This window comes from Paraburkholderia terrae (genome assembly GCF_002902925.1).
GTDB classification, from domain to species: Bacteria; Pseudomonadota; Gammaproteobacteria; order Burkholderiales; family Burkholderiaceae; genus Paraburkholderia; species Paraburkholderia terrae.
Window position 1 is genome coordinate 672,462 of record NZ_CP026112.1, and the last position, 20,737, is coordinate 693,198.

A 20,737-nucleotide genomic window follows, 5' to 3' on the forward strand; every position below is an offset into this window, starting at 1 on the left:
CGCATCAGGCGAGCTGGCACGCTTCATCGAACGCGAGGCGTGGCCCGCGTGGATGCAGCTTCTCCGGATCGCCATAGCCGAGGCCGCACAGGAAATTGGACTTCACCGTGGTGCCGCCAAAAAAGCGTTGATCGACGGCCGCATTGTTGAAGCCCGACATCGGCGCACAATCCAGACCCTGCGCGCGTGCCGCTGCAATCAGATAGGCACCTTGCAGCGTTCCGTTGCGAAACGCCGTGGTGTGAGCGAACTCCTGCTTCTCGACGCCTTCGAACCACGATGCGACAGCCGGGTTGTGCGGGAACAGCGCCGGCAGGCGCTCGTAAAAACGCGTGTCGAAGGCGACGATCGCTACGATGGGGGCGCTCAAGGTCTTGTCGACGTTGCCGGGTGCAAGGGCCGGCTTGAGCTTTTCTTTGGCTTCCGACGTCCGCAGAAAAACGAAGCGCGCCGGCGAACAGTTCACGGACGTCGGCCCCCACTTCAAATGCTCGTAAAGGGCGCGCAACTGCGCGTCGGTAACGGGACGATCCGACCAGGCGTTATGGCTACGCGCGTGCGAGAAGATCAGATCCGCGATGGAAGAGTTGGACATTTGCATTTCTCCTGTTTCGAATGCTTTTCAGCCGATGCCTGTTCAGACGGGACTCACGTGCCGAAGCACGAAGTCGTAGTCGAGTGTGAAGAATTCGGTTTCGCACACGCTGCCATCCGGCGCGTCGCCGGGTGCGTGTCGTGCGAAGTCCACGATCAGCGCATTTCGCACCCCGAACACAGCGTCGGAGTCGAGGTAAGGATCGCCGTTGACGAACAGATGGGTGACGAGGGGATCGAAGCCCGGCGCGTCGATCTTGAAGTGCACATGGGCGGGGCGCATCGGATGCCGCGCGGTCGCGCGCAGCAACTCGCCGACCGGCCCGTCCTGAGGCACGGGATACGACGCGGGGACAATCGTCCGAAAGCGCACCGCGCCTGTCGCATCGGGCGTGAAGATGCCGCGCATGCGCATGTCGCCGTCCCATTCGTCATGCGCGACGTCGTAGTAACCTTCGTGATCCGAATGCCATACGTCGACGGTCGCGTCGCGAAGTGGCGCGCCGTCCGGCGCACGCACCGTCACGTTGACAAAGCATGGCGGCCCATCGATACCCTCGGAAATATTGGCGCCGTGTTCATAGCGGATATTGCCCGCACGATGAAACGGCCCAAGCACCGTCTGTTCCGATTCTCCTTTGAGGCTTCGGTGATTCATCTGTGTGACGAGCGTCGAGAACCCTAACGTATCGGACAGCAGGATCACTTCCTGGCGTTCGGGCGTCGACATGTGTCCGGCGCGTGTCAGAAAGTCGATGCCGTATTCCCATTCGGCCTCCGTCAGCTCGACCTCGCGTGCGAATTCATGCAAATGGCGAATCAACGCCGCAAGAACGCGTTTCGTGCGTGCAGAGCGCGCGTTCGCCATGCGCGCGACGACCGCGTCCGTGACACTGAACTCGTCGAGGTCGCGCGTCACGGCTTGTCGTTCGGGCTGTGTCTGCGAATTCATGATGCCTCCTCCAACCTGTGAAGCGTGAGGCGCGAGGTGCGCCCCACGCCTTTCTTCTTTAGACGGTCAACGCGCTGTGGGTCGCGAGTTGTTCCTGATGACGCGCGGAATCCTGTGCCTTCGCATAGTCAGCGGAGGCCGCATATTCAGTCATCAATTCGTTGCGGTGATCGATGCCGCACACTTTCGAGGCGAGCTTGCCGTAGGGGCCCGAGCCAGAGAACTCGGCGCGCTGCATCGTGAGCGAGCGGATGGCCTGCAGCGGCGTGCCGTTGAAGTTCTCGAACATGAACAGGCGGCTGCCCCAGTCGGACAGGAACAGATCGCGCACCACACGGCCGATCTTCACGCGGTCGTACGGCTTGCCCGTCGGCCCACTGTTCATGCGTTCGAGCCACGGGCCGAGCTTGACGTCCTTCCATTGCGCTTCCGTCGGGAAAATCAGCGCGCTGCGGCCGCACAGGTCCACCAGCTCGTAGATCATCGTGGAGAAGTTTTCGAGGTAGTACGCGCGGCCGAAGTCATAGATCAAGATGTTCGGCTTGTAGTGACCGCCCGGTGTATGAAAACCGAGTTCCTCGCTGGCGATCATGTGTGCAAGCATCGCCTGATGGAAGCCAATCAGCTTCGCGACACGCGTCTGCACCTGCGGTATCTTGTTGGTCCCGATGTGCTCGGTGATCAGCACGGCGAGACCTGCCATGAGTTCGGCACGCACGACTTGACGGATCAGCGCGTGATAGTGCAGCCAGTCGAACACGCGTTGCGGATACAGCTTCGCGTGTTCCGGATTGCCGATATGGAACACCTGGCTCCACGGAATGAAGACGTTGTCGAACACGGTCATGCCATCGAGTTCGTCGCCTTGCGCGGCGAGCGGGTGTTCGGTCGCGTCGTCCTTCACGGCACTTTCGCGGCACACGATCGTCACGCCTTTCGTGTTCACGGGCGTGGCGGCGAAGATGATCTGGTCGCCGGGAATGCCGGGGCGGAAGAACACGCCGATGTGAATCCAGTCGGCAAAGGCCACACCCGTGCCGATCGCCTTGACGCCATCGACTGTAATGCCGTGCTCGTCTTTCTTCACGACGCGCAGTCCCGGCGACTTCTCCTGCGCGTCAGGACGCGAGCGGTCCATTTGAGGATCGACGAATTGCGGGGCGCAGTTGAAGTCGTTGTGCTTCGCACGCTTCACGAACTCAACGATATTGTTGGCGAGACCTTTGCCTTCTGCGCCGATGGCCTGTTCTTCCCAAGGCGCGGGATCGTCGGCGTAGGTCACCAGCACATAGTTGTTGACGTCCGGCGTGCGGGGGAACGACGCGCCCGCCAGTTCGCGCATGATCGTTTCGTGATATTTGCGTTTGCGGCGCAAGGCGTCCTTGTCGCGATGACTGAACCACTGCATTGAACGGCGCTCGCCGTCTTCGTCGACGAACGTCAGCACGTCCCGAAGATCTTCGCGATGGTGCAGATCGTAGAAGTCGGCGTGAACTTTCGCGTAGCCGCGCGTTTTCGGATGGGTGGCGACGTTGTCGATCTTGTCGTTGCCGACCCAGACGTCGCGTCCGTCGTTCAATGAGTCGAGATACTGCTTGCCAGTGCGGATCATGGATGTACTCCTGTTGTGATCGACTTCGGGGTGGTCAGAATTGGGCGGGGCGGGTTGTCGCATAAGCTCGCTGGCAATACACGAGCGGTTGCATGCCGTCTGCGCGGCGTGCGTTCAGCACGCGTGCGACGAATACGCTGTGCGTGCCGATCTCCATTGCCGATGCGATACGGCAATCGAGTGCGATGAGGGCATCCGTGCGATAGGGGACGCCATGCGCGGAAGCTTGCCAGCGGGCGTCGTTAAAGCGCTCGCGCATCGGCACCTGGCCGACGCCGGAAAAGAGTTGCGATACGCCCGTTTGTTGCGCGTGCAGCCAGTTCACGGAAAGCAGGCCATTCGTCCTGATGACGCTGTTGGCGGCGCTGCGGCGGTTGACGCAGAAGAGTATGGTCGGCGGCGTGTCGCTCACGGAACACACGGCGGAGCAGGTGACGCCTGCCTTGCCGGCGGGGCCGTCCGTCGCGATCACCGTGACGGAGGTCGCCGCGTGAGCAAGCGCTTCGCGAAACGCGGTGGCATCGATATCCGGCAAGTCATCGGCCTGCTCGTGGCGCGGATGCGCAATGGCATCCGCCGGCTGTACTTGCGCTTGAGTCATGGCATGTCTCCTTGTTTGCTGGGGCCTTGAACGTTGCGTTCAAGGAGTGAGACGGATCAAACCGGCTGCATGTGCTGCTCATTGCCCTTGGTATTGCCTGGTGTCCCGCGTGTTTTTGTTTGAGCTACAGTAGGCCGACTAAATTTTTTGCTCTATGGACGCAGCGTCATGGACACTATTCCGTCACGGCATGAAGCGGATCTCGACTTTCATCATCTGCAGGTTTTCGACGTGTTGATGATGGAGCGCAGCATCACGAAAGCCGCGCGCGTGCTGAACGTGACGCAGCCGGCCTTGAGCAAGACGCTCGCGCGGCTGCGACTGTATTTCGGCGATCCGCTGTTCATCCGCGTGTCGATGCGCATGGAGCCGACGCCGAAGGCGATCGAACTCGCGGACCCCGTCAAATCGGTCCTCGACCGTTTCCGGCAATTGCGCTCAGCGCATGCCGCGTTCGATCCGGCGACCTCGGAGCGCAGCTTCAACCTGTATCTGGTCGACGCGGGTGTCGTGCATATGCTGCCGCCTCTGCTCAATCACTTGAGCTGCCACGCACCGCGTGTACACATCGAAGCCATTCAGTGCGACGCGCAGCATCTCGACCGCTGGCTGGAGTCGGGTGTGATCGATATCGCGATCGGTTCGTTTCCGTCGCTTGCGACGGGTATCAGGCGACTGCCGCTCTGGACGGAGCACTACGCATGCGTGACGCGCGGCGGCCATCCCCGCATTGGGCCGACGCCAACGCGCGAAGCGTTCATCGAAGAGACGCATGTTCTCGTGACGGCGGCGGGCACCGGGCACGAGCATCTTTCCGTCGAACGTCTACTCGAAGCACATGTGCCACGGCAGAACATCGTGTGCCGCGTACCCACGTTTACATCGGCTGCATTGATCTCGCGGAATTCCGATGCGATTGCAACCATCCCACGCACGCTCGCGCTTGGCATGAGCCGCGATATGGATCTGCAGGTGGTGGAGCCACCACTCGATTTTCCGAGGATCGAGATCGCGCAGTATTGGCATGACCGTGTGCATCGCGATCCGGGAAACCAGTGGATCCGCAACGTCGTGAAGGAGATGTTCGGCCAGGCGCGTGTCTGACGCACTATGCCTGCGCGTTATTGGGTTCATTCGATTGAGTCGATAGCCCGCGTCGATCTGGCCTCCTATGATCCGCTTACACCCCTGGATGGAGCGCGATCATGAATGCAGCAGAAATGGGATGCGTGATTTCTATTGGCATGTTCGACGGCGTGCATCGCGGACATCGGCGCGTGCTGGCAAGGTTGCGCGAAACGGCTGCGCGGCACGCGTTGCCCGCCGTGGTCGTGACCTTCGATCCGCATCCGCGCCGTGTACTGCAACCGGACAAGGCCCCGCCGATGCTCGTGAGCTTGCGGCGGCGGCTTGCGCTACTCGCCTCGACGGGATGCGTGGACCGTACGCTCGTGCTGCCGTTCGACCAGCGTTTGCGTGAGCAGGGCGCCGACGAATTCGTGCGACATGTGCTTGTCGAGCGCCTGGGCATGCGTGCGCTGGTGGTTGGCGAAAATTTCGCGTGCGGCAAGGGGCGCACAGGCACGATCCGCTATCTGGCGGAACTTGGACAACGCCTTGAGTTTGATCTCCATCCGGTGAGTTTGCGTCCGGCTTTCGACGGCTCTGAGTCTATGCCCGCATCGTCGACTGTTGCCAGGCAACTGATTTTGAATGGCGACGTGAGTGGCGCGGCGCAAGTGCTGGGTCGGCGTCATGAGATCGAAGGCGTGTCGGGCGGCAATGGAGAGCTGATATTGCCGGGCGGCATGTGCATCCCGCACGAGGGCGACTACGCGGTGGAACTGGTTGCGCGTAACGCCGACGTGATCCCGGCGCGCGCGAGCATTCGATACACGGCGACGGGCCCGTGCTGCTTCGTGCAACAGGCGCGGCTCGAACCAGGCGTATCGCTCACCATGCGCTTTATCGACGCGCTGGTTTCAAGGGCACAGACGGAAGGGTCTCGAGAAACTGCGCTGGTTACAGCGTGATTTTCTGCTGGCTCGCCCGATGCCTTCGATGCGTGGAATGCGCGATAATTTCCACCTCCATGCAATCCGCCAGCGACACGACCGACAATGAATATCCATCGCATGCTTTGTTTCGGCCGCAATGACGAGAGTGGCAACGCTGCGATCGTCGTCGAGGACTCCGCGTTGGCGGAACCGGAACGACTGAAGTTCGCCCAGCGGCAAAACGCAAGCGCTACGGTGTTTGTGGAAGTCGACGCGGCCGGCGACATGCAGTTCGACTATTACTACCCGCATGCCCGCAGCCCCCTTTGCCTGCATGCGACGCTTGCGGCGAGCGCGGTTTTCTTCGAGCGGTACCCGGACACCGGTCGCGCTCGGTGCGTCACGAGCATGCATCGGCAGGTGCTCGAGGTCGAGCGCGTTGACGAGGGAATCTTCGTCGGCGTGAAGGCGCAGCGTTGCCCGGCGTTGACCAGTCATGTGGCGGAGACGGCGCGGTTGCTTCGCGTCGAACCGACTGACCTGACTCGTACACCTGGACTCGCATCGGTGGGGAGCGCGAAGCTGCTGGTCGAGGTGGCGGATCAATCCGTGCTGGCCGCCTTGCGCCCCGATCTGGCAGGCATTGCTCAATGGAGCCGCACACACGGCGTTTCGGGCATGTACGTCTATTGCCGCCTTCATGACGACGTCTACGCGGGGCGGAACTTCAATCATCTCGAGCCGCGCTTCGAAGATGCTGCGACGGGGGTGGCGGCTGGTGCTCTGGCCTTGTCTCTTGAGCGAAGCGTTACGCTGAAGCAAGGCGATGCGCTCGGCCAGCCGTGTACGCTCATGGCGCGATACGCGGGCGACGGGACGGTGAAAATTGGCGGACGAGCGGTCAGGAGCGCAATCTGACACGTCCCATCATCGCGCTGAGACGGACGGTTGCGTCAACACCGTGAACGCTTCTCTCCGGCGGCGAATCGCGACGACGCTCAGTTCCCCGCGACACGCCGCACCGTCTTGGCGATCCACGCAATGAGCCCATTGCGCACGACGACGCCCACGATCCTGCGCGGCCCTATCACCAGCGAACCGACGAGCACTGCCGCGAGCAGCGTGACGTTGGGCGCAATCGATACCAGTTCTCGCGCGCGCATCGTCAATGAAGGCCTGCTGGCGCCAGGAACCAGGCGCGCTGCTTCCTGCCTGGCAACAAGGTTCGCGCGCGATACGGCCATTCGCGCTCGCACGTCGGATTCAGCCGCGGCAAGCGCCGCCAGTCGCGAAGTCATTTCAACGCCTCCTTGACCGCTTGCAGGTCGTGGTGAATTTCATCCTGAAGCACGCGGAAAGAGCGCACCGGCTTTTGTGTACGAACGACGATGAAGGAAATCACGCACAACAGCAGCCACGCCGCGGCGATCGCCCACGCCACCTGAACGAAGTACGGCGTGGACAATGCCGTAGCGATGATCGCGATGCAAAAGAATGACAGCGCAAACAATCCCGCGACCGCCAGCGCCACGAGCGCAATCACTTCGCGAGCGAGCTGCGCACGCGCCTGCGCCAGTTCGATGGAAATGAGTTCGCCGTAGTCTGCCATCCGGTCCATGCAGAACCGGCTCACGGTGCTCCACTGGTTCACTTTGGATTGGATCGACATCTCACGGCTTCCTGAAAGTAGGGTGGCCTGCGCGGTCTCTCGTCCTATGCCGGGTTAGTCGCCCGTGTCACGCCTCGCTGACCATAGCGCGCCTATCACGAAGCCGAGCGCAGTCGCGCCCGCCAGCACGGCAAGCGGGCGGGACGACATGGCGTCGCGCGCCAGATCGCTTGCGTCCGCGCAGAGTTGTTGCGCCTTGCCGTGCAACTCATTCGCTTTGCCTTCGAGTTGCATCCCGACGTCGCCTGCGAGCGAGCCGATTGTTTCCTTCACATTGCCTGCAGCTTCGCGAAGGGTACCTTCCGCCTTGGTCGTTTCCATTTGTCACTCCAGTTGAGCACGATGTCATAAACCGCCATGTCGACGACGGGACAGTGCAGCGTCGGCGCACCGCCTGTGATGAGTGATGAGCAAGCACCGAACCCGACGCGTACACCGCCTGATACTACGCTGTCGAGAATGCGCGAAACGGCCGAGGGATCCGGCTTGGGAGTGTGACGCGCGCGGTGTGTTCGGATGTGCGGTAAGCGGCGACGCCAGGTGGGTCTGGCAGCACGCGGCGATCGCGACAGGCGATGCGCCGCTGGAAGTCGGTCCGGACGTCCGACAGAAAGATGACCTGCGATAGGGAATTGGGGCTTCTCTGCCTAGCTACTGTTTTTATTGGGCTTATATAGCCAGACCAATAGCGCGCAGATGGCGAGCAACACTATCTTCGCAAAGAGCGTCGGTGCCAATGCCGCCAGCACCAGAAAGCACAAGAGCCAGATGATCTCGGCCGTCAGCGAGGCCAACCGTTTCTTCACGCCATCTCCCTGGTCTGCCAGCCGGCAACGCGTCGAACGTCGCTGCACCGAGAAAAGAACCCCAGATTGTTCGCCGGGTCGCCGGCTGCGCGAAGTGCGCGACCTCTGGGAAGTATACTGGCACTATTAATGCATGGCGCGAAATTCACTCTTCTGTATCGGACAAAAATCGACGCGCGGCACACCAGGGGCCGCTGATGTCGACGCACATGAGCAGATGCTCAGCCCGTCGCTTCGTCGTCCGCGTCAGGGTCGCCGCCCAACGATCGGATGCAGTCGTCGAGAAACTCCATCGTGACCACTTCGTATTCGAGTGTTCCGGGCGTGCAGTCTTCCGGGTTCAATTTTCCGCGTGCCTTGCGAATGGTGCGGACGCTCCCTTCGACTGCCTGTGCAACACGCCACATGGGGTCGTCCGGGACGTGCTCGTCAAGTTCATTTGCTTTCATGCACCGGATATCGGCGATTGCAATTCAACCTTGAGCATAAAAATCCGCTTTATGCTCGATGTGTGCTGAAACCGAGGCATGTCTCTAACGCGACGCAGCACTCAGCCTGTGTCCCGCATCGCGGGCGAGCCTGACATAGCCGTACACCGACGCGATCGTCAACGCGCCCGCGCACAGGAACGCGAAGCGGAAGTCATCGAGCGTGAACGCGTGTCCCTGACCACCGCCCGAGCCGTTGACGGCCGCTGCCGCGCGCAGCGCCAGCGCGCCGAAGGCGATCCCAAGGCCGATACTCATCTGCGCCGCCGCATTCCACAGCGTGTTGGCCGCGCTCGTCTGTTCGGAGGGCACGTCCGCGTAGGCGAGCGTGGCCAGCGTGGAAAACTGTAGCGAACGTGCGAGCCCGTAGATGAACACGACCACCAGTACCCACGCGAGCGGCGACGCAGGCGTCAGCACGCCACACGCGATGGTGAACACGCCGCATACCGCGCTGCCGGCTATCGCAACGCGCCTGAAACCATAGCGCCGCAGGATCCGTGTCGTGAGCGCTTTCATGCCGAGATTGCCCGTTGCGCTGACAAGCAGCAGCAATCCCGATTTGAACGCCGACAATCCGAAGCCGATCTGGAACAGCAAGGGCATCAGATACGGCACCGCGCCAATGCCGATGCGCGTCAGCGTGCCTGTGACAACCGTCACGGAGAACGTCGGGATCTTCAGCGTGGTGACGTCGATCAGCGGATGCCGCTGGCGGCGCGCCTGATAGAACGCGATGGCGCCGATCACGAGCCCGAGGGCGATGATGCCGAGTCCGACGAGGGGATTCATGTCCGGCTGGCTCGCCACATCGGCGCCGTACAGAATTGCCGTCAGCGCCGCGCCGCTCAGCACGAGGCCGAGCGCGTCGAAGGGGCGGCGTTCGGCGCTGCGCAGATTCGGCACCCACCTGAGCACGGCGATGAGCACGACGAGACAGACGGGCAGGTTGAGCAGGAAGATCCAGCGCCACGACGCGTAGGTCGTGATGAAACCGCCTACGGGCGGCCCGATCACGGGCGCGACGATGCCCGGCCAGGTGATCGTCGAAATTGCCTGCATCAGTTGCTTCCGGTCGATGCTGCGCACCACGGTCAGTCGTCCCACGGGCACCATCAGCGCGCCGCCGACGCCCTGCAGCACACGTGCAGCGGTAAATTCGACCACGTTCTGCGAAATGCCGCACAGCAACGAAGCAAGCGTGAACGTGACGATGGCCGAGAAGAACACGCTGCGGGAGCCGAAGCGGTCCGCGACCCAGCCGCTTGCCGGAATGAAGATCGCGAGCGCGATCATATAGGCGCTCATGCCAAGGCTGAGCGCGTTCGGGCTGGTGCCGAACGAGCGCGCCATCGCCGGCAGGGCCGTGGCGATGATCGTGGTGTCGAGATACTCCATGAAGAAGGTCGCGGCGACGACATAAGGCAGCGGCCCGAGTGAACCTGAGCGTGATGGCGAGTCTTTCATGAGTCGGGTGGGAGTGCGTACGCAGCGGTACGCGATCGTACGATGACCGCGCCCATTCTGCAAAAGAGGGCTTTCGCGCTGGAGGGCTGAGAGCGAACAATGCCACAACGAATAGGGATTCGTGTATGAATGGGCTGATCGTGTGGATCGACGGAGTCTTGCATGCCCAAAATCGACATTGCCGACGTACCGGAACTTCAAGGCACGGGTTACCCGCAGCCGTATGCCGCGCGCAGTGCCGAACGCATTCGCCGGCGGCTGGGCGACGCCGGCGGACTGGTCGATTTTGGCGTGAACCTCATGCGCCTGCCGCCGGGCAACTGGTCGAGCCAGCGCCATTGGCACTCGGCTGAAGACGAGTTCGTCTTCGTGCTCGAAGGCGAGCTGACGCTGATCGAAGACGGCGGCGAAACGGTATTGCGCGCGGGCGATTGCGCAGCCTTTCCGAAGAACTCCGGAAATGGCCATCACATGATCAACAGGTCGAACGTGACGGCCCTTTACCTCGAAGTCGGTTCGCGTTCGGCCGCGGATGTCATCACCTGCTCCGACATCGACATGATGAGCCCCAGCTGCGACGGCCGTTTCCTGCACAAGGACGGCACGCCGTATTCCTGACGCTCATCATGCGAATGACGGCGGCGCGCGCAACCGCGCAACCGTGTTCGCCCGCCGCTATTGCGCGGCTGTGAGCTTCAGGCTTGGCCGCGAACTGTCGACAGCGACTTCCTGCGGGATTTTTCGGCGGTCGGATACCAGCTCGATGCCCGCTTTTGCAACCTGTTCGCAGAACGCGATGCGGGATCGGTAATAGTCGGCTTGCAACTGCGCGTCCAGAACCCGTTGCTCCGCCTGGAAAAGACCCATTCGAAGCTCGCTCAAGGCCCGCTCGGCCTGCTTTTCTGGAGTCGGGGCGTGATGGGAAATCAGGTTTGCAAGCCAGTTAAGCATGAGCGTACCCTCCGGTACTCAAACACCTGGTCGAATTTCTCTGCCAGTGCGCGTTTAAACGTCACGCGTGCTGTCGGATAAAGACTATCAAAAACCAGGCTGCTACTGTGTGACCTTGCGCACCTGTTGCGAAAATGTCGAATGCTCACCACACGATGCGCGTTTTCGGCAGCGCCGCCTTGAGTTCGTCGACGTTCCTGGCCTTGGTCCCATAGAGAACGAGTTCGCGCAATCCGGTGAGGCCCTTCAGCACGTCGATATCTTCGACAGGGGTGTTCGCGAGATAAAGCTCCTGCAAATTCGTCAAACTTTTCAGCGAATCGATATTGCGAACTCTCGTGCGGAAAAGGTTGAGCATGCGCAGGCTTTTGAGGTCTTTTAGCGCGTCGATGTTCTCGACGCGGGTGTCGGCGAGATTCAGCCTCTGCAGCGCGGTCAGTTCCTTCAACGCGTCGATGCTGGTCACTTGCGTACGGGCGAGCACGAGCGTATCCAGTTGGCGCAAGCCGCGCACGCCGTCGATATCGTCGACCTTGGAGCCGTCCAGCACGAGCGTTTTCAGCGACGGCATGCCCTTTATCACGTCGATGTCGCGCAGCGGCGTGTTCGCAAGGTAAAGCGCTTGCATGTCGCGCAGCTTCTTCAACGCCGCGATGCTGTCGATCTGTGTCTCGTTGAGGTCGAGTGCTTTGAGAGCGGTGAGCTGGCCGAGCGCATCGATGTCACGCACATTCCGCGCGCCGCCGAGTTTCAGTGTTTCCAGATGAGGCAGGTCTTCGAGGGGATCGAGATCCCGAACCTGGGTGTCGCGCAGGTCGAGTTGCCGAAGGTCAGTCAGACTCTTCAGCGCATCGAGATTCGAGACCCGCGTATCCCAGAGGGTGAGCGATTGTAGACCGGTCAGTCCTTTAAGCGCGGCGATGTTCTCTACATCCGTGCGATGGAGTACGAGCCGCTTTAGCGAATGCATGTCCTTGAGTGCATCGATGTTCCAGACGGGCGTGTCCGTCAGGTCGAGCGAATCCAGCGTATCCAGTTCTTTCAGCGGATCGAGGTTGTCGATTTGCGTATTGGCGAGGTTCAGTTCGATCTTGCGGTCTGAATCCTTCAGGTGCGGAATCGCGGCCGCGACTTCGGATGCCGTCAACGTCGGCTTTGCCCGCAAGGCCAGGCAGGTGGAATCAGGTGGTGCGGCAGAACCGTCGCTGTTACTGCAGGTGGCCTTGATGAATCCCAGTTCGCCCAGTACCCGTTCGTCCGGGCTTCTGCGCGACGTACTGAACACGGCGAACAGGATGATGAGCAACAGGACGACTGCGGCGCCGATGGCCCACGGTGTGGCGCGACGCCACGTGGATGAACGCAAGTCTTCGGTGTTTGGGTTCGTGCTTGACGGCGGCGTTTCGGACACGGAGCGCTCCGTTGGTTCTGGCTTCCTCCTTTATACACGAAGCGCGACGCGCATCCCGTCGCGGCAAAGGCGATCTGTCTACTACGCGTGAGACGCGGCGACGCGCTCTGCCAGCTTCGCGTCATAGCTCGAATGGATATGCACGCGTTTCTTGTCGGGGAACGCGTAGTTGTACGCCTTTCGAAGCGCGAGGGACGCCTCGTGAAAGCCCGAAAGAATCAGCTTCTGCTTGTTCGGATAGCCCGCGATATCGCCCGCCGCAAAGATGCCGGGACACGTGCTTTCGTAGTTCGATGTGTCGACCGTGATGCGTCCGCCTTGTACTTCGATTCCCCACTTCGCAATCGGACCGAGGTCGGCCACGAGACCGAACAACACCAGCACGTGATCGGCTTCGAGATGCGCAGAGCCTTCGGCCTGCCGGAGTTCGACCGATTGGAGTTGCCCATTGGGTGCGCTCAGACTCGCGATCGTGCCGACCGCGAAATCCATCTCGCGCGCTTCGACTGCGCGGCGCATGTTGGCGACGCTGGAGTCCGCCGCGCTGAAACCATTGCGACGATGCACGAGCGTCACGTGCTGTGCAACCTTGCGCAGCGCCAATGCCCAGTCGAGCGCGGAGTCGCCGCCGCCCGCCACGATCACTTTCTTGCCGGCAAAGTCGTCGAGTTTGGGGACGCTGTAGTGAACGTGACGGCCTTCGAGCGGCACGGCCTCTTCGAGCAGCAAACGCTGCGGGACAAACGACCCGTTGCCGCCCGCGATCAGAATGGCCGCTGCTTCGAATGTCAGTCCTTTATCGGTGCGGGCGAGCCAGTGTCCATTGTCGAGCCGCTCGACCGTTTCGACACGATGGCCGAGGTGCAGCGGCGGAGCGAAGGGCCGGATTTGCTCGACGAGCCGGTCGACCAGTTCGCGCGCGGTGCATACGGGCACTGCTGGAATGTCGTAGATCGGCTTGTCCGGATACAACTCGATGCATTGCCCGCCCACACGCTCGATGTTGTCGACGATCTGGCTCGACAGGCCGATCACGCCTGCCTCGAACGCGGCGAACAGCCCCACGGGTCCCGCGCCGATGATCAGCACGTCGGTGCTGATGGGTGAAGCGGGCGGCGTGTCTGCCGGAGTGGTCATGGGTGGTCCTCGGGTCGATGGGTGTCGCGTGTGCCGATGCACGATCTCAAGATACAGCCGCGGGCATGGGTCGGCAACGAAGGCACCATGACGGGCAGGGGTAAGCCGCGTGTGTCCGACGTGAAGCCGGATGCGTGCCTTTTCGAGTGGCGGGAAGAATTGCCGTTTTATCCGAAATCTGACTAAGGGACGTGGCACTAATAAATCGGGTAAAAAATAAAAGGGGAATTAACAAGGAATTTATTCTTTTTCGGCGGTGAATTGCTTTTGGGTGCATTCGTATTGTTATCGGGGATTTAACGCATGCAGCAGCGCAATTCGGTAAAAATGGCATGTTCTAAAGAAGGGTAAATCTTTTCCCGTCATTTCCCGATATCGAAATAAATCCGTTATTTCGCCAATAACCTACGCCGATAAGCCCTTGCTGCCGACAACCATTCACTAGCTGCGCGATGCGGACGCGAGGCGGGAATATTTACCGCCGTCCAATAGTGATCAGCATCAATTGATAAGGATCACGAATCGAACGTGAAAGGCTCAACACCTTGTGCCAGCCCGCTCGCCGCCATTCCCTATCGAAGCTTTTTCTTCGGGCGCGGCCCGGCAGTGGATTGAATGGTCATGGTTAAACGTCGTCAATTTCTTGGTTTGGTGACCGCTGTCAGCGGAAGCTATGTGCTGACCGCCTGTGGCCGCGGGGGAGGCGGTGCGGGTGGCGATCAGGGCAACGCATCCAGTGCCGGCGCAACGACCAGCAGCACGACATCGGGTTCGTCGAACCAGACGCAGACGGATACGGGCTCATCGAACAGCGGCACGCTAGCGTTGGCGAACGGCACCGCCATTCCACCCGCCGCGTTCATTACCGACAATCAGGCCGCACTCTGGACACTCGTCAATGGCTCGGTTTATCGCAACGGCGTGATGGCCGGCAATACCTATAACGTCTCGCTGCTGCTGTGGTACGGCAACGGCGTGTACCACCAGGGTACGGGCGGACAGTTCTATGGATGGAACGGTACGACCTGGCTCGCCTGCAACGATCCGCGCCTTGGCGGCACGTCTGCCGACGGCACGACCATCCCGCAGGCGTCATACATCATCGACAAGGTCGGCGCCTTGTGGACGGTTTCCAGCGGCAGAGTCCTGCGCAACAACGCTTACGTCGGTCTGACCTCCAACGTATCGCTGCTGCTGTGGTACGGCGGGAAGATATGGTACCGGTCGACGGGCGGGCAGTTCTACGTGTGCACCGACCTCGATCAATGGCTGCCGTGCAGCGACCCACGTATCGTTGTCGCCGCGCCGCGCGGCTCTTTCCACGGCATCAATGGCCATTACGACTATCGCTACACGGCTGCCCAGGTCGTGCAGATCATGATGAACATGGGCTGCTCGACGTATCGCGTCGGCTGCACGGATGATCCCGCGCAACTCACCGCCGTCATCAGACTCGCGCAGGCGTTTCAATCAGCGGGGCTGACGCTGTTCGTGCTCGTCAATATCGGCGTGCGAGATCTGAACGGCGCGCTGTTTGCTAGTGAAACCGTTGCCTACGACCGCGGGCGCTCATGTGGCGCGACGGTCGCGGCGGCGCTCGCGCCGTACGGCGTCGTGATGTATGAGTGCGGAAACGAACTGACACGCGAGAATGCAATCATTCTCGACTCGACCAACGCCGGCACCAAGGCGGCCGACTTCAACAACGCGAACTGGCCCATCATGCGTGGCGCGATGCGCGGGATGATCGACGGCGTGAAGTCGGCCCAGCCGGCTGCGAAATGCGGGATCAACTTCTGTGTGGCCGATATCGGCGCCGCCGACGCCTTGTGGGACGGCAAGCAACCCGACGGCACGAGCGGCTATCCCACCGTGCGATGGGACATGACGACGTGGCACAACTACGAGGTGTACGGCGACATCTTCGACATCGGCACTGACGGCGCAGGTCCCGGGTTCGATCTGCCGACCTACTGCAACGCGCGTTATGGCGTGCCGTTTCTGCTCACCGAGTGGAACACGGGGCCGGAGAAGAGCCAGGCATATCGCGCGAATTACATCAGCTCGCGGTACGCAAGCTATTATCAGGCGAGAAAAACGAAGAACATTCAGTCCGCGATGTACTACGTGCTCGATAGCGGGGACGCCACATATGGCGTGATGATCGACGGCGTCACGCTGAATCTTCCCTACAACGCGTTTGTGAGCTTTGTCGCGAGCCATCTGGACAATTGAGAAAGAGTTGCGGGCAAATGCAATGCTCTCGCATCCAATGAAAAACTTGCCGATTTAACAAATTCCGTTCCGCGAATTTGCACGCTCTACAAGACAAATTTTCAAAACGCTGTTCACGTCATTTTCAAAGCCCCGATTCCATGCCATTTATCCGAGTGGCATGGATGCTGCTATTTCAATGCGTCATGCATCGATGCTCGTTGCGAAGGGCTGCTATAAGCAACGCCCAACCGATGGATCGACGACGACACGCCGCACTACAACTATTAGCCGGGAGGCGACGATGTTCGACGCAGCGTTCCTGCGCAATGACCTCGCACCAACCTTCAGACAGATGAATTCTTCCGCGTTGGGCTGTGCCCGCGGGGGCATCGGTGTCGTGCCCTGCGCGCTCGTGTACGTGGAGATCGATAGCACCGGAAGCCCGAATTGCAAAAGCGCCGATCCGTTCTGCTATGTCGAGCAGGCCATCACGCTCAACCGCAGCATGAAAGCAGTCGGCTTGCCGGGATTGACCGTGGCGACGAACGTCGCTGACGACGTTACGCGCTACCTCGAGAAGGTCGACACCGATGCACGTCCCTATGTGTTGCAACTGGCGCCATCGAAATTGACGCTTCCAAGGAATACCCGCTTCTATGGCGCGCATTTCAAGCTCGACATGATGGAGCAGTTGGGTGCGATGCTGCACGAAGGCGAACTGCTGATGGTGCTCGACACCGACATGCTCGCACTTCGGACCGTGAATGAAGAACTGCTGCAGCGCTGTCAGACGACAGGCGTGGGCGCATTTGACATTTCCGACCAGGAGTTCTCGGCGTATGGCGACGGTCGTGTCATCGACGATCTTGAAACGGTGGCGGGCGGGCACCTTCAAAATCCGCGATGGTTCGGCGGTGAGGTACTGCTCGCGTCGCCTCGATTCGTCAGGGAACTGGTGCCGTGCGCGCACGCATGCTTCGAGCGATACCGGCGCGTCATCAACGAGTTGAATCACAACGGGGACGAGGCATTCATTTCCGCGGCGCTCAATCTGCTCTCCGACGACGGCCATCAGATCATCGATCTCGGCGCGAATCGCGTGGTCGGACGTCACTGGTCGGGTAACACGCATCGTGACCTTCGCTGGTTCAAAGGATGTTCGTTGTTGCATCTGCCCGGATGCAAGCGCTTGCTGGAACGTCAGGCGCGTCGTCCCGTATTCAGCGCGGCCCATGTGTGGCGGAGTCTGGTTGTGAGGCACGAACTCAATCGACCGGTGTGGCCGCTCAGGCGCTGGATGCGCTCGCGGGTGCGGTCTCCGTTCGGGCACAGGTAGCAAGCAGTCACGCGTCGATTTTACATTCGCGTTTAAGCGAAGGTCTTAACGATCGTCTTAGAAGTCATTGCATGCGCAGGCATGCCAATCACAAAGCACGCGGGAGCGACCATGTTTGTCGGGAACAACTTGCAATGGATACCACACCAGCAGAGCAGCGTAGCGTCATCCACACAACGTATCGCTTTTGTACTCACTGAATCGTGCGACCTGCTCGGGATAGGCGCCATCGCGGAGGCGCTTGAATGCGCGTGCTCGCTGGCAACGGGCGAGTCTTCGAGAAAGTATGAGATGCGATTTCTGTCCGAAGGTGGCGGACATGTCAAATGCGATCGATCGCTGTTCGTTTCGACAGACGAATTGCCAAAGACGGGCGACGAACGATTTGCCCATGTGTTCGTCGCCGGTGGCACTCTCTCGAGAGCGGCCTGCGACACGCCCTTACTGAGCGGGTGGCTGCAACGGATGAGGGCCAATGGTGCGCGCGTCAAACTCTTCACGGCGGGCTTCGAAGCATCGAATGGGACCCACGACAAAGGCACGGTCAGCGGATACGAACAGGCGCGCCGGCGAAGGGCGCAACTGGGCAGTGCCGTCAAAGCGGCATTCGAAGTGATCCGCGCGGATTTCGGCGAAGCGATCGCGCACGAAGCGCTACGCCGCACATCGTTCGTCGATTCGAGCGAATGGCTCTCGCCGTCCGTGGACGCAGCCAATACTGCGGGAGATCGAATCCGCGCGGCGGCACGGTGGCTGCAGGACAACTGTCATCGCGCCGTCAGCGTGAACGATGCTGCCGAAGCCTGCGCGATGAGCCAGCGCACTCTGCTGCGCAACTTTCAGACATACATTGGCGCATCACCATCCGAGTATTTGCAGCGAGTCAGGCTCGAGCGTGCGTGCCAGTTGCTCGCGGAGACGTCGCTGCCCGCGGACAAAGTAGCGCGACGCGTTGGGCTGACCAACGGCGACAGACTCGGCAAGCTGTTTCGCCGGTGTGTGGGCAAGTCTCCAATCGAGTACCGTGCATGGACACGTGGCAATGCAGATGCAAATGGATCGAATGGCGAGACGATGTGTGGTGCCCACCAACAGTTGGCGCTCGCGACCTGTGACGAATGACGCGCGCCGTGCGCCGATATCGCTAGTTGATTCAAATCGCGGCGCGTGACTTTGGGTTTCGCGCTGCCGCATTTTCTCCGCGTTTATTGGACCGATCACCCGGCTTCATTTCACCGGGAATCTCCTTTCGTCGAATGCATCCAGGGTCGATACAGAAAAAAAATTCTCAGCGTGACGAAAATTGCGCCATTCGCAACGCGTTTTCCTTTCGGTAATTATGACTCTTCGGTAAAAGCGACATCACCGCCCGTCCGTCTGTCGATTTCCAATACGGCAATACCCGTAATGCGCAAAACAATCAGGATCACAAAAGTACCTCATAGGGTCATATTGTCCGAAATCCCGGCGCGAAATTCACTCACAGAAATCCAAAGGGCGAATTTCCTTTCCAGAAAGTTATAGTCGGAAGAATTCTGCTAATTGTCCGATGAAGTTATTTTTGGGTGTAATTTGCCGCATGTCTTGGGTATTATTTACGCCGATCGAAAGGATATGTGCGAACAAATTGCCGGACGTCATTCAGCCTGAAAGGTGAGATGTTTGCGCAATGCACAAGGACGGTTGGCAGTAGTGGCAACACGTTAGGGGAATCGTCGGAACCTGCCGGGAACACCGCGGCAGGCGGTTCATTCATCTTCTCCCTGTCTAAAAATCGGGTGACAAAGCGTCATTGCCAGTCAGGATTACTGAGCAATGCGGAGTCGCTCGCGCCGCCATCCTGGTCCGAAATCCAGTAGTCACCTCTTTGGACTTTTCTCGAGAACTTTCTCGACAGGGATGCGCTCGCCATGAATAAACGACGTCAATTTCTAGGCCGCCTGACGGCTCTCGGTGGCAGTTATGTCCTCACCGCGTGCGGTGGAGGCGCGGGCAGTATCAGCGATGTTTCCGGCGACGCGGTGGCGAAAGCCACGGCCCGCGCGGCGGCGTCGGCTAACGGCACGACCATTCCGTCGGCCACATCGATCGTCGACAACTCCGGTGCCACATGGACCTTGTCGGGCGGTTCCGTCTACCGGAACGGTGTGAAAGCGGGCAACAACTACAACGTCGCGCTCGTGCTGTTTTATGGTGGCGTGATCTATCACCAGGGGACGGGTGGTCAGTTCTATTCGTGGAATGGGTCGACATGGATTGCCTGTAACGACCCGCGCCTCGGCGGCACATCGGCCGATGGCACGGCGATTCCCCCCGCGTCGTACATCATCGACAAGACGGGTGCGATGTGGACCGTCGTGAACGGCGTCATCTACAAGAATGGCAAGACAGTCGGCAACACGTACAACGTGTCGCTGCTGCTGTGGTACGGCGGAAAGATCTGGCACAAGGGAACGGGCGGACAGTTCTATGTCTGCACGGATGTTGGCGGCTGGCTGCCTTGCAACGATCCGCGCATCGCTACGGCGGCCACGGCAGGGATGTTCTACGGCGTCAACGGCCACTACGACTACAGCTATACGCCAGCGCAACTCGTATCGATCCTGAAAGGCATGGGCTGCACGAGTTACCGTGTGGGTTGCACCGACGACCCGAATCAGTTGAATGCAGTCGCCAAGCTCGCGCAAGCTTTCCAGTCGGCGGGGATCTCGCTGCTCGTGCTGATCAACCAGGGTGTGTACGACGCGAACGGCAACGTGTTCACCAGCGAGTCAGCCGCATACAATCGCGGGTTGCAGGCTGCGATGGCTGTCGCGAATGCACTCAAGACATACGGCGTGACCCTTTACGAGTGCGGAAACGAGTTGACGCGGCAGAACGCCACGATCCTGGACTTTACCAACGCAGGCACCAAAGCCGTCGACTTCAACAACACGAACTGGCCCGCCATGCGGGGCGCGATGCGCGGCATGATCGACGGCGTGAAGTCGGTTCAACCGTCGGCGAAGTGCGGCATCAACTTCTGTGTCGCCGATATTGGCGCAGCGGACGCGCTGTGGGACGGCATGCAGCCGGATGGCTCGGGCGGTCATCCGAAAGTGCGCTGGGACATCACGACGTGGCATAACTACGAAGTGTACGGCGACATCTTCAACATCGGTATCGACGGCTCTGGGCCGGGCTTCGATCTGCCGACGTACTGCAAGGCCCGCTATGGTGTGCCGTTCATCATCACCGAATGGAACACGGGACCCGAGCAGACGCAGGCGTATCGAGCCAGCTATATCACCAGTACGCTCGGCAAGTTCTATCAGGCGCGTAAGACGCACAACATCCAGTCGGTCATGTATTACGTGCTCGATAGCGGCAACAACACGTACGGCATTATGACTAACGGTGTTGCGCTCAATCCGCCGTATAGCGCGTTCACGAGTTTCGTGTCGGGCAACGCGGATTCTTGATCCGCAGCGGGCGCCACGCGCTCCACGAATGCTTCCCC

General features: G+C 60.4%; 21 protein-coding genes. 8 read left to right on the forward strand and 13 right to left on the reverse strand.

The window, feature by feature from the left end:
- Positions 1 to 4: 4 nt before the first annotated feature.
- From C2L65_RS19185 to C2L65_RS19200, 4 genes are read right to left on the reverse strand one after another with little or no spacing between them, the layout of a single operon-like run.
- A complete protein-coding gene (locus tag C2L65_RS19185) occupies positions 5 to 595 on the reverse strand; it encodes a malonic semialdehyde reductase (protein ID WP_042304745.1) in 591 nt (196 codons plus the stop codon).
- Positions 596 to 637: 42 nt separating this feature from the next.
- Positions 638 to 1,546 (reverse strand): dioxygenase family protein, encoded by a 909-nt coding sequence (locus C2L65_RS19190; RefSeq protein WP_042304552.1) that lies wholly within the window; start codon positions 1,544 to 1,546, stop codon positions 638 to 640.
- A gap of 58 nt (positions 1,547 to 1,604) precedes the next feature.
- Positions 1,605 to 3,158 (reverse strand): 4-hydroxyphenylacetate 3-hydroxylase family protein, encoded by a 1,554-nt coding sequence (locus tag C2L65_RS19195; RefSeq protein ID WP_042304551.1) that lies wholly within the window; start codon positions 3,156 to 3,158, stop codon positions 1,605 to 1,607.
- A 34-nt stretch (positions 3,159 to 3,192) separates the two neighbouring features.
- On the reverse strand, positions 3,193 to 3,759 hold the full coding sequence (locus C2L65_RS19200; protein ID WP_081920720.1) for a flavin reductase: 567 nt from the start codon (positions 3,757 to 3,759) through the stop codon (positions 3,193 to 3,195).
- Between the two features lie 168 nt (positions 3,760 to 3,927).
- Between C2L65_RS19200 and C2L65_RS19205 the strand changes: the two genes are divergently transcribed.
- From C2L65_RS19205 to C2L65_RS19215, 3 genes are all read left to right on the forward strand, one after another.
- A complete protein-coding gene (locus tag C2L65_RS19205) occupies positions 3,928 to 4,863 on the forward strand; it encodes a LysR family transcriptional regulator (RefSeq protein ID WP_042304550.1) in 936 nt (311 codons plus the stop codon).
- Between the two features lie 101 nt (positions 4,864 to 4,964).
- Complete coding sequence (locus C2L65_RS19210; protein ID WP_081920719.1) at positions 4,965 to 5,792, forward strand: hypothetical protein; 828 nt, start codon at positions 4,965 to 4,967, stop codon at positions 5,790 to 5,792.
- A gap of 87 nt (positions 5,793 to 5,879) precedes the next feature.
- Positions 5,880 to 6,674 carry a PhzF family phenazine biosynthesis protein gene (locus C2L65_RS19215; RefSeq protein ID WP_042304549.1) on the forward strand — a complete coding sequence of 265 codons (795 nt, stop codon included), beginning with the start codon at positions 5,880 to 5,882 and terminating at the stop codon, positions 6,672 to 6,674.
- An 80-nt stretch (positions 6,675 to 6,754) separates the two neighbouring features.
- Here C2L65_RS19215 and C2L65_RS19220 read toward each other — a convergent pair whose 3' ends face one another.
- The 6 genes from C2L65_RS19220 to C2L65_RS19240 all read right to left on the reverse strand — a co-directional run bounded on the left by C2L65_RS19220 (position 6,755) and on the right by C2L65_RS19240 (position 10,186).
- Positions 6,755 to 7,054, reverse strand: coding sequence for a hypothetical protein (locus C2L65_RS19220; RefSeq protein ID WP_042304548.1), 300 nt, complete (start codon positions 7,052 to 7,054; stop codon positions 6,755 to 6,757).
- Positions 7,051 to 7,425, reverse strand: a complete 375-nt coding sequence (locus C2L65_RS19225; protein ID WP_042304547.1) for a phage holin family protein — start codon at positions 7,423 to 7,425, stop codon at positions 7,051 to 7,053. The genes C2L65_RS19220 and C2L65_RS19225 overlap by 4 nt, the downstream gene beginning before the upstream one ends.
- Positions 7,426 to 7,479: 54 nt before the next feature.
- Positions 7,480 to 7,746, reverse strand: a complete 267-nt coding sequence (locus tag C2L65_RS19230) for a CsbD family protein (protein ID WP_042304546.1) — start codon at positions 7,744 to 7,746, stop codon at positions 7,480 to 7,482.
- Between the two features lie 326 nt (positions 7,747 to 8,072).
- Positions 8,073 to 8,231, reverse strand: a complete 159-nt coding sequence (locus tag C2L65_RS45545) for a hypothetical protein (protein ID WP_156132204.1) — start codon at positions 8,229 to 8,231, stop codon at positions 8,073 to 8,075.
- A gap of 221 nt (positions 8,232 to 8,452) precedes the next feature.
- Complete coding sequence (locus tag C2L65_RS19235; protein ID WP_233446579.1) at positions 8,453 to 8,638, reverse strand: hypothetical protein; 186 nt, start codon at positions 8,636 to 8,638, stop codon at positions 8,453 to 8,455.
- 126 nt (positions 8,639 to 8,764) lie between these two features.
- Complete coding sequence (locus tag C2L65_RS19240) at positions 8,765 to 10,186, reverse strand: DHA2 family efflux MFS transporter permease subunit (RefSeq protein ID WP_042304544.1); 1,422 nt, start codon at positions 10,184 to 10,186, stop codon at positions 8,765 to 8,767.
- Between the two features lie 162 nt (positions 10,187 to 10,348).
- Here C2L65_RS19240 and C2L65_RS19245 point away from each other — a divergent pair, with 162 nt between their 5' ends.
- Entirely contained in the window at positions 10,349 to 10,804 is a 456-nt protein-coding gene (locus C2L65_RS19245) for a cupin domain-containing protein (RefSeq protein WP_042304543.1), read from the forward strand.
- 57 nt (positions 10,805 to 10,861) lie between these two features.
- Here the strand turns inward: C2L65_RS19245 and C2L65_RS19250 are convergent, their stop codons facing one another.
- The 3 genes from C2L65_RS19250 to C2L65_RS19260 form a co-directional block, all read right to left on the reverse strand.
- Complete coding sequence (locus C2L65_RS19250; RefSeq protein WP_042304542.1) at positions 10,862 to 11,137, reverse strand: hypothetical protein; 276 nt, start codon at positions 11,135 to 11,137, stop codon at positions 10,862 to 10,864.
- A 145-nt stretch (positions 11,138 to 11,282) separates the two neighbouring features.
- Positions 11,283 to 12,548 carry a leucine-rich repeat domain-containing protein gene (locus C2L65_RS19255; RefSeq protein WP_042304541.1) on the reverse strand — a complete coding sequence of 422 codons (1,266 nt, stop codon included), beginning with the start codon at positions 12,546 to 12,548 and terminating at the stop codon, positions 11,283 to 11,285.
- Between the two features lie 81 nt (positions 12,549 to 12,629).
- Positions 12,630 to 13,685: an NAD(P)/FAD-dependent oxidoreductase gene (locus tag C2L65_RS19260; RefSeq protein ID WP_042304540.1), complete on the reverse strand. Its 1,056-nt coding sequence runs from the start codon at positions 13,683 to 13,685 to the stop codon at positions 12,630 to 12,632.
- A gap of 621 nt (positions 13,686 to 14,306) precedes the next feature.
- Here C2L65_RS19260 and C2L65_RS19265 point away from each other — a divergent pair.
- The 4 genes from C2L65_RS19265 to C2L65_RS19280 all read left to right on the forward strand — a co-directional run bounded on the left by C2L65_RS19265 (position 14,307) and on the right by C2L65_RS19280 (position 20,699).
- Complete coding sequence (locus C2L65_RS19265) at positions 14,307 to 15,920, forward strand: hypothetical protein (RefSeq protein ID WP_174485021.1); 1,614 nt, start codon at positions 14,307 to 14,309, stop codon at positions 15,918 to 15,920.
- 283 nt (positions 15,921 to 16,203) lie between these two features.
- On the forward strand, positions 16,204 to 17,238 hold the full coding sequence (locus C2L65_RS19270; RefSeq protein WP_081920736.1) for a response regulator receiver protein: 1,035 nt from the start codon (positions 16,204 to 16,206) through the stop codon (positions 17,236 to 17,238).
- A 465-nt stretch (positions 17,239 to 17,703) separates the two neighbouring features.
- Entirely contained in the window at positions 17,704 to 18,360 is a 657-nt protein-coding gene (locus C2L65_RS46640) for a helix-turn-helix domain-containing protein (RefSeq protein ID WP_233446580.1), read from the forward strand.
- A 788-nt stretch (positions 18,361 to 19,148) separates the two neighbouring features.
- Positions 19,149 to 20,699 carry a hypothetical protein gene (locus tag C2L65_RS19280; RefSeq protein ID WP_042304538.1) on the forward strand — a complete coding sequence of 517 codons (1,551 nt, stop codon included), beginning with the start codon at positions 19,149 to 19,151 and terminating at the stop codon, positions 20,697 to 20,699.
- Positions 20,700 to 20,737 lie beyond the last annotated feature (38 nt).

Bases quoted from the DNA above. Each gene is read 5' to 3' on its own strand.
- C2L65_RS19235 (WP_233446579.1), bottom strand. From the start codon at position 8,638: ATGTGGCGTGTTGCACAGGCAGTCGAAGGGAGCGTCCGCACCATTCGC.
- C2L65_RS19190 (WP_042304552.1), bottom strand. From the start codon at position 1,546: ATGAATTCGCAGACACAGCCCGAACGACAAGCCGTGACGCGCGACCTC.
- C2L65_RS19195 (WP_042304551.1), bottom strand. From the start codon at position 3,158: ATGATCCGCACTGGCAAGCAGTATCTCGACTCATTGAACGACGGACGC.
- C2L65_RS19210 (WP_081920719.1), top strand. From the start codon at position 4,965: ATGAATGCAGCAGAAATGGGATGCGTGATTTCTATTGGCATGTTCGAC.
- C2L65_RS19200 (WP_081920720.1), bottom strand. From the start codon at position 3,759: ATGACTCAAGCGCAAGTACAGCCGGCGGATGCCATTGCGCATCCGCGC.
- C2L65_RS19265 (WP_174485021.1), top strand. From the start codon at position 14,307: ATGGTTAAACGTCGTCAATTTCTTGGTTTGGTGACCGCTGTCAGCGGA.
- C2L65_RS46640 (WP_233446580.1), top strand. From the start codon at position 17,704: ATGAGGGCCAATGGTGCGCGCGTCAAACTCTTCACGGCGGGCTTCGAA.
- C2L65_RS19230 (WP_042304546.1), bottom strand. From the start codon at position 7,746: ATGGAAACGACCAAGGCGGAAGGTACCCTTCGCGAAGCTGCAGGCAAT.
- C2L65_RS19240 (WP_042304544.1), bottom strand. From the start codon at position 10,186: ATGAAAGACTCGCCATCACGCTCAGGTTCACTCGGGCCGCTGCCTTAT.
- C2L65_RS19280 (WP_042304538.1), top strand. From the start codon at position 19,149: ATGAATAAACGACGTCAATTTCTAGGCCGCCTGACGGCTCTCGGTGGC.
- C2L65_RS19245 (WP_042304543.1), top strand. From the start codon at position 10,349: ATGCCCAAAATCGACATTGCCGACGTACCGGAACTTCAAGGCACGGGT.
- C2L65_RS19260 (WP_042304540.1), bottom strand. From the start codon at position 13,685: ATGACCACTCCGGCAGACACGCCGCCCGCTTCACCCATCAGCACCGAC.
- C2L65_RS19215 (WP_042304549.1), top strand. From the start codon at position 5,880: ATGAATATCCATCGCATGCTTTGTTTCGGCCGCAATGACGAGAGTGGC.
- C2L65_RS19225 (WP_042304547.1), bottom strand. From the start codon at position 7,425: ATGTCGATCCAATCCAAAGTGAACCAGTGGAGCACCGTGAGCCGGTTC.
- C2L65_RS19205 (WP_042304550.1), top strand. From the start codon at position 3,928: ATGGACACTATTCCGTCACGGCATGAAGCGGATCTCGACTTTCATCAT.
- C2L65_RS19185 (WP_042304745.1), bottom strand. From the start codon at position 595: ATGTCCAACTCTTCCATCGCGGATCTGATCTTCTCGCACGCGCGTAGC.
- C2L65_RS19250 (WP_042304542.1), bottom strand. From the start codon at position 11,137: ATGCTTAACTGGCTTGCAAACCTGATTTCCCATCACGCCCCGACTCCA.
- C2L65_RS19270 (WP_081920736.1), top strand. From the start codon at position 16,204: ATGTTCGACGCAGCGTTCCTGCGCAATGACCTCGCACCAACCTTCAGA.
- C2L65_RS19220 (WP_042304548.1), bottom strand. From the start codon at position 7,054: ATGACTTCGCGACTGGCGGCGCTTGCCGCGGCTGAATCCGACGTGCGA.